At 68.9% G+C, this 6,623-nt stretch carries 8 protein-coding genes; 6 read left to right on the forward strand and 2 right to left on the reverse strand.

The window, feature by feature from the left end:
- The first annotated feature begins 310 nt into the window (after window positions 1–310).
- Window positions 311–916 (forward strand): integrase, encoded by a 606-nt coding sequence (locus ACZ34W_RS38160; protein WP_465611032.1) that lies wholly within the window; start codon window positions 311–313, stop codon window positions 914–916.
- Here ACZ34W_RS38160 and ACZ34W_RS38165 read toward each other — a convergent pair.
- Window positions 859–1,530 (reverse strand): hypothetical protein, encoded by a 672-nt coding sequence (locus tag ACZ34W_RS38165; RefSeq protein WP_465611034.1) that lies wholly within the window; start codon window positions 1,528–1,530, stop codon window positions 859–861. The two genes, ACZ34W_RS38160 and ACZ34W_RS38165, sit on opposite strands and share 58 nt — an antisense overlap.
- A gap of 37 nt (window positions 1,531–1,567) precedes the next feature.
- Entirely contained in the window at window positions 1,568–1,705 is a 138-nt protein-coding gene (locus ACZ34W_RS38170) for a hypothetical protein (RefSeq protein ID WP_465611036.1), read from the reverse strand.
- A gap of 15 nt (window positions 1,706–1,720) precedes the next feature.
- On the opposite strand from ACZ34W_RS38170, the gene ACZ34W_RS38175 reads away from it, so the two are divergent.
- The 5 genes from ACZ34W_RS38175 (at window position 1,721) to ACZ34W_RS38195 (ending at window position 6,517) form a co-directional block, all read left to right on the forward strand.
- The gene (locus tag ACZ34W_RS38175; RefSeq protein WP_465611038.1) at window positions 1,721–3,502 is read left to right on the forward strand and encodes a transposase; all 1,782 of its coding nucleotides are present in this window, start codon (window positions 1,721–1,723) and stop codon (window positions 3,500–3,502) included.
- Window positions 3,499–4,740 (forward strand): TniB family NTP-binding protein, encoded by a 1,242-nt coding sequence (locus ACZ34W_RS38180; protein WP_465611040.1) that lies wholly within the window; start codon window positions 3,499–3,501, stop codon window positions 4,738–4,740. The genes ACZ34W_RS38175 and ACZ34W_RS38180 overlap by 4 nt, the downstream gene beginning before the upstream one ends.
- Window positions 4,737–5,345 carry a TniQ family protein gene (locus tag ACZ34W_RS38185; RefSeq protein WP_465611042.1) on the forward strand — a complete coding sequence of 203 codons (609 nt, stop codon included), beginning with the start codon at window positions 4,737–4,739 and terminating at the stop codon, window positions 5,343–5,345. Before ACZ34W_RS38180 ends, ACZ34W_RS38185 begins: the two co-directional genes overlap by 4 nt.
- 90 nt (window positions 5,346–5,435) lie before the next feature.
- The gene (locus ACZ34W_RS38190) at window positions 5,436–5,993 is read left to right on the forward strand and encodes a helix-turn-helix domain-containing protein (RefSeq protein WP_465611044.1); all 558 of its coding nucleotides are present in this window, start codon (window positions 5,436–5,438) and stop codon (window positions 5,991–5,993) included.
- A complete protein-coding gene (locus ACZ34W_RS38195; protein WP_465611046.1) occupies window positions 5,963–6,517 on the forward strand; it encodes a transposase in 555 nt (184 codons plus the stop codon). The genes ACZ34W_RS38190 and ACZ34W_RS38195 overlap by 31 nt, the downstream gene beginning before the upstream one ends.
- Window positions 6,518–6,623 lie beyond the last annotated feature (106 nt).

Here is a 6,623-nt window from a genome sequence, read left to right on the forward strand (position 1 = left end):
CCGAATCCAACTCCGACCCCACCTGATCGACGGATGCCTGACCGCCACCGGCCTGACTCTCAGACCACCGACCCCACCCTGAAAACCTCAGTAGCGACTCGTCGAGCGCCTTGAGGAGGCATGACCAGCGTGGTCCAGGGCCACCACCCGGAAGTGTGGTCTGCCTCACACCAGTACGTCCGCAATGAAACACGGCCCGGAACGTGCGTGGCGAACGCCGCCTCCGAGGTCCGCCAGCTCAATGCCAACACGGACTGATCCGCACACGGCCTCTGCGGACACAAGGCACTTCTTCACCACCGACGCCGTCATGAACGGCATGCCACCGCACATCGCCCAGCTCGTCCTGGGCCATCGCGACATCAACACCACCATGGGTTACAAGGCCGTCTATCCCGAGGAGGTCATCAACGGGCACCGCGCGTTCATCGCTCGTCGCCGGGACCTGCGGCCCAGCGAGGAATACCGCAGCCCCACCGAGCAGGAATGGGAGGAGTTCCTCGGCCACTTCGAACGCCGCAAGGTCGCCCTCGGCGACTGCGGCCGGGCCTACGGCACCAGCTGCCTCCACGAGCACAGCTGCATCCGATGCCCGCTCCTACGGGCCGCCCCGGCCCAGCGGCCGCGACTGGTGGACATTCGCGACAACCTCATCGACCGGATCACCGAGGCCGAACGCGAGGGCTGGGGCGGCGAGGCCGAAGGGCTCAAGGTCAGCCTCGCCGCGGCCAACGCCAAACTCGCCCAGCTCGACAACCTCATCACCCACCGCGCCGCCGCCATCCACCTCGGAATGCCGGCCTTCCCCGACGTCGCGGGGCGTCATGTCACCACCGGGGCCAAAGGCTTGTCACGGGCTCAGCTGCCACCGTCCTTGACGCCTCCTCGCAGGCCCCACTCATCCAGGCCGGAGTAGATCAACGCAGCGCGACCCCGCGGGAAAGCCATGGCTTCGGCCTCCCCTGAATAGATCGCCACCAGTGAGTCGGCCCCTCGCCACCAGGTGTCGGCCAAGCCCAACACTTCGTGCACCGGCTCGTACTCATCCAGCAGGATGCCGTCGACCTCGTCGCCAGTGACCTTGACGATCTTCTTTGCCCACATGGATGCGTGGTGGGCCAGCGCGAGCGACTCCACCCAGCCCTCGACAGTGGCATGGAGGGGCGACCACTGACCTGCGTGAATACCGAACTCACCAGATGGCCCGATCATGAACGAGTAGGGAACCGCTGTCCGCTGCACACCGGCTTCGAACCACCACCCTTCGGACGCAGAGCCTTCAGGAGAGTCCGCTTCGAAGTATCTCGGGCCGCCGTCGTACGTGGATGCGGGTGGCAGGACCAGGCCGCCCCATCGCTCGTGATATGCCGCCATCCGGTCGATGACCGTCGCAGGGATGTCTCGCTCAAGCCACCACTGTCTGTGCTCTTCCACGGGTCGGACGTCGACCTTGACGCCGTGCGCGCGGACGAACGATCGGGCTCGTTGAGTCAGACCATCAGGCACATCGTTGAAGAGGTTGAGATTCACCAGCGTGAGGCTACTGCCAAGTCTCAATCTCGACAGTTCAGAGAAGGCACAGGAAGGAGAACCTCGGCCGGAGTTCGATCCGGAGCGGACGACGCTGACCCAGCGCCGACTTGCGAAGGTGGCCGAGCTGAAGGCTCTGCATCCCGATGACGCCCGCCAGTTGGGACTCGGCCAAGTCAGCGAGCGAACGATGGAGCGCTGGTCTGCGGGCTGGCACGCGCAGGGGATCATGGGCCTGGCGGACGGACGTCTGACTCCGGTGCTGCGCGGGCACCGGTCGATCAGTCCGCAGATCACGGAGGCGATCCACGCGGTCCACGCGGAGTGCCTGCACCGCTCCCGGGTCGGGATGAAGACCAAGGAGCGGATGATCCATCAGTTCGTACGGGAGAAGCACGGGGAGGCGGCGGAGAAGTCGGTCCCGCACTACACGACGCTGAGGAAGGTCTGGAAGGAGTGGTTCGGCCCCGAGGGAGGGCGCCAACGCTACCTGCGGTCGGCGGCCGCGGTGGAGACCGGCGCGTCCGCGGTGACGATCACCCGGCCCGGGCAGGTGGTGGTGCTGGACACCACCCCATTCCCGGTGAAGTTGCTCGACGGCGTCTTCGGGGAGCCGGTCACTGCGGACCTCACCCTCGGACTCGACGCCTTCACCCACTCCCTGGTCGCATTCCGGCTCACCCCGGGGTCGGACTCCTCCATCGAGGTGGCCATGCTGCTGCGGGACGTGATGCTCCCGCTCCCGATGCGCCCGGACTGGACACCGGACATGGCCTGGCACTACCCGGGAGTTCCCGCCGCCCTCGTCACCGAGTTCGCCGGCCACCCGGTCGCCGGGCGCCCGTTCTTCGCGCCGGAGACGCTGACCAGCGACCACGGAAGCGTCTACAAGAACCACCACCTGGTCCAGGTCGCCCGCACCCTCGGGGTCGTGGTGCTACCAGCCCGTGCGATGCGGCCGCAGGACAAGGCCGCCTGCGAGCGCGCGTTCTCCGGTATCCAGTCGCTGCTGCTGGAACTGCTGCTGGGCTACCGCGGGCGGGATGTCGCGGACCGTGGCGCCGACCCGGAAGGCGACGCCGCCTGGACGGTGGACGAGATGGAGCACCTGCTGGCGACATGGATCGTGAAGATCTGGCAGAACCGGCGGCTGGACCAGTACGCGCCCACCTGGGATCCGGGCGGCCGACACAGCCCGAACACACTGTTCGCCACCGCGGCCGCCCGGGACGGCATCGCCCTGCAGATCCCCGACCCGAACCTCTACCACCACCTCCTTCCGGCCCATTATGTGAAGGTCCACGCCCGACGCGGGGTCAAGATCGGCGGACTTTGGTACGGCGGCGGCCATCCAGTCCTCGCCGATCTCGGCACCTCACCGTCCCGACGAAGCGGCCGCCACCGCGGCAAGTGGGCGGTCAACCGCGACCCACGCGACTGCCGCCAGGTGTATTTCGAACGCGCAGGGCAGTGGCACACCCTGCCCTGGAACGGACTGCCCTCCGGCGGGGACATCCCCGCGTTCGGCGACGCGCGGGTGCAGCAGGTCTTGCGCGAGGCGGCCCGCGCCGGCCTCAAACCGCGTGAGGAGTCCGAACTCCTCCCGGTGCTGCTCGACCTGATCTCCGCACACACCCCGGTCGCCGCGTGGCCGAGCCAGTTGACGAAGGCCGAGCGGACCGAGCGGGCCCGGGAGGTGGCCCGGGCCCGGGCCTCCGAGCGCGATCGCGCGGGCCCGGCCGCCGTCCGATCCCTGCCGCCCCTTCCTCGCCCCGTCGAGCTCGTCCAGCGGAGCCGGCAGGCGATCGACGGCGAGCGCCGCCGCCGTCGGGAAGCCACGGTCCCCGAACTCCCCGCGCCGCCGGCCCTGCTCGGCGAAGGCCTCCGCCGGCACAGCCTGTTCGCACTTCCCGGTACCGACGACACGGACGCTACGGACGACTGCGAGTCTATTGAGGGAGGGCCGCGATGACCTCCGGCGAGACAGCGTCGTTCGTATTGCCCGGTCCGTCTCCGGCCCGCGAGACCCTCGCCGGCTGGCAGCACTGGCGCCTGACCCGCCGGTCGTTCATCCCGGCGCCTGTCATGGATCTGGCCGCTTGGCAGTTGCTGAGTCCCCGGAAGAGGACGCTCCACGACCTGCACCGCGCCGCGACCCACGCGTACCTTCCCCTGCTGTCCACTCCGATGAGCCAGGCGGTCGAGCGGCTCCTCAACGGCCGCATCGAGAGCAACGCGCTCAAGCTCAAGCCCGCCACCCGTGCCGGCGTGATGGTCTCCGGCGGCGGCTACCAGGGCAAGACCGAGAGCGTCTGCGAAGTCGCCGCCGCCTTCGAGGACCGCTGGCTCGCACTGCACCAGCACCTCAATCCCGACGCAGGCCCCGGCTGCCGGGACCTGCACGCCCCAGTCGCCTACGTCCAGACGCCGGTGACCGCGAAACCGAAGAGCACCTGCAAGGCCATCCTGAACTTCTACGACGCCCCCGTCAGCTCGCGCATGGACCTGCCCGAGCTGATCCACCAGGTCGCCGCGTCACTGCGCGATCACGGCACGAAGGTCCTGATCCTGGACGACATCACCCGACTGCGCATGCACAGGGCCGACGACCAGGACACCCTCGACCTGATCCGAGCCTTCATGAGCATGCACGTCACGCTGGTCCTGATCGGCGTCGACATCCCCGGCTCCGGACTGCTGCGCGAGGGCCGCCACGACCCCGCCACCGGCCAGTGGCACCTGCCCGCTTCCCGACACGCCAAGATCCACGCTCTGGAAGCCACCCAGACCGAGCGACGGTTCGACCTCGTCGAGCTCGACCGCTTCCGCTACGACACCGCACCGCAGATCGCAGCGTGGCTCCAGCACCTTCGCGGAGTCCAGGCCAGCCTGCGGCTGCTCGACGCACCAGCGGACATGCTCACCACGGGCACCATGCCCGAGTACCTGTTCCAGCGCACCAGCGGCGTTGTCGGCCTGCTGGAGCGACTGATCGAGGACGGTTGTCGGGAGGCCATCGCCACCGGCTGCGAGCGGCTGACCGAAGGCCTCCTCGAAGATCTGTCCATCGACTTGAGCCACGCGCCACACCGCGACCCGGCAGCCGGCGAGATCCCAGCCGTCCCCGCCAATCGCAAGGCCCGCCGCACTCGCCGGGGCCGCAACACCGTCTTCGACGACCGCGGCCCAGCGGCAGGAAGCGCCTCGTGACGGGGGACGGCCCGGCCGCTCGGCTGACTCCGTTGCCCCGCAGCCTGGACCCCTTGCCAGAGGAGTGCCTCAACGGCTATGTCCTTCGGCTGGCTCACCGTTTGGGCGTCTCGCCCGATCACATCGCACGTCGCACCGGACTGGGAGAACTCAAGGACAACGGCCAGACCGTAGCCATGGCCGTCCGGTCAACAGTGCTGCCCGCGACGATGGCCGCCGACTTCGCCATCGCCACCCGGCTCACCCCGGCCGAGACCACCCGGCTCACCCTGGCCGACTGGGCCTCCCACTACCCGCCCATCAGCCACGTCCTCAACGGCCTCGGTCCCGGGCGCCAGACGCCCCAAATGGACTGGCTCTTCTCCACCACCGCCCGCTACTGCCCGGACTGCCTGGCGGGCGACGGCTCTCCCGTCCAAGACCGGCACGGCGGTCCGTGGCAGCGCACCTGGCGACTACCGGTGTTCTTCGCCTGCCTACGGCACCAGCGTTTCCTCGAACACCTCTGCCCCACATGCCGACGGCCCGTCGCCGCCTCGGCCCATGGCCACCTGATCGGTCGGCCGAGCATTCCTAGTGCTGGATTCCTCAAATCATGGGTATAGAGCATGTGTTGAGGAATTTCGGGTGGCTGGGGGTGGGGTGTGCCGGGGTTGTTGTGGGCTCGGGCCGCTGTGGGGGCGGACGAGGAGTGGGTGGTTGCCAGGCTGGCCGGGGCGCGGAAGGCTCCGGCGGATCTGGTGATGCGGGCGCGGATCGTCGCGTTGAGCTGGGACGGTCTGCGGGTCGCGGCGATCGCTGGCGAGCTGGGCTGCCATGCGAAGACGGTCCGCTGGTGGCTGCACCGGTTCAACGATCTCGGGCTCGAGGGGCTGGAGGACCGGCCGATCACGGGCCGGCCCAGGCGGCTCACCGAGCTCGAGCGGTCCCGGGTCATCGCCCTGGTCAAGCAGGTGCCGCCTGGACGGCCCGCCCGGCAGGCGGACGGGGAGCTGGTCCCTGCCGACGAGGCGGGCCCGCCGGAGTGGACGCTGGACGCTCTGGCCGAGGAGGCCCGGCGGACGGGGATCGAGGTCGGCCGCTCACAGGTGCGGCGGATCCTCCTGACCGAGGGCGTGCGGTGGCGCCGCACCCGCTCGTGGACCCGCTCGAAGGACCGTGACTTCGAGGGAAAAGAACGCGGATCATCGGCCTGTACACCAGCCCGCCCGACGACGCGACCGTGGTCTGCGCCGACGAGCTCGGGCCGGTGATCCCGCGCACCTTCCCGCCGGCACCGGGCTGGTCACCGGACGGGCGCCGCATCAAGAACGAGGTCGACTATTCCCGCGGACCGGAGAAGACCTGGGTCTACGGCGGCCTGCGCGTGCGGGACGGGCGGCAGGTCACGATGTGCGCCCCGTCCCGTAACAGCGCCTTCTACCAGCAGTTCCTCCAGCTGATCGAGGACGCCAATCCCACAGGCGACATCTACGTGGTGACCGACAACCTGTCCTCCCACAACAGCGTTGCGACCCGCGCGTGGCTGGAGGGCCATCCCCGGATCCGACATGTCTTCATCCCGGTCGGCGCCTGCTGGCTCAACCTGCAGGAGGCGTGGTGGCGAATCTTCCGCAAGGCCGCACTCGCCGGGCAGTCCTTCGCCGACCCCGACGAGATCACCCAGGCCACCAGAATCGCAACCGCCCAGCTCAACGCCCGCGCCCGACCGTGGATATGGGGCCGGCCCGCTCCGCCAACCCGACAACTGCGACGCCGCTACGTCTACCTGATTTGAGGAACGTAGTACTAGTAGTACTTCGTTAACTTGGCTTGATCCTGATCTGTGCATCGGGCATCCTGGCGGGCGTGGACTTGGGGGAGATTGAGCAACTGCGTGGCGA

Source organism: Kitasatospora sp. NPDC022856 (assembly GCF_055561235.1).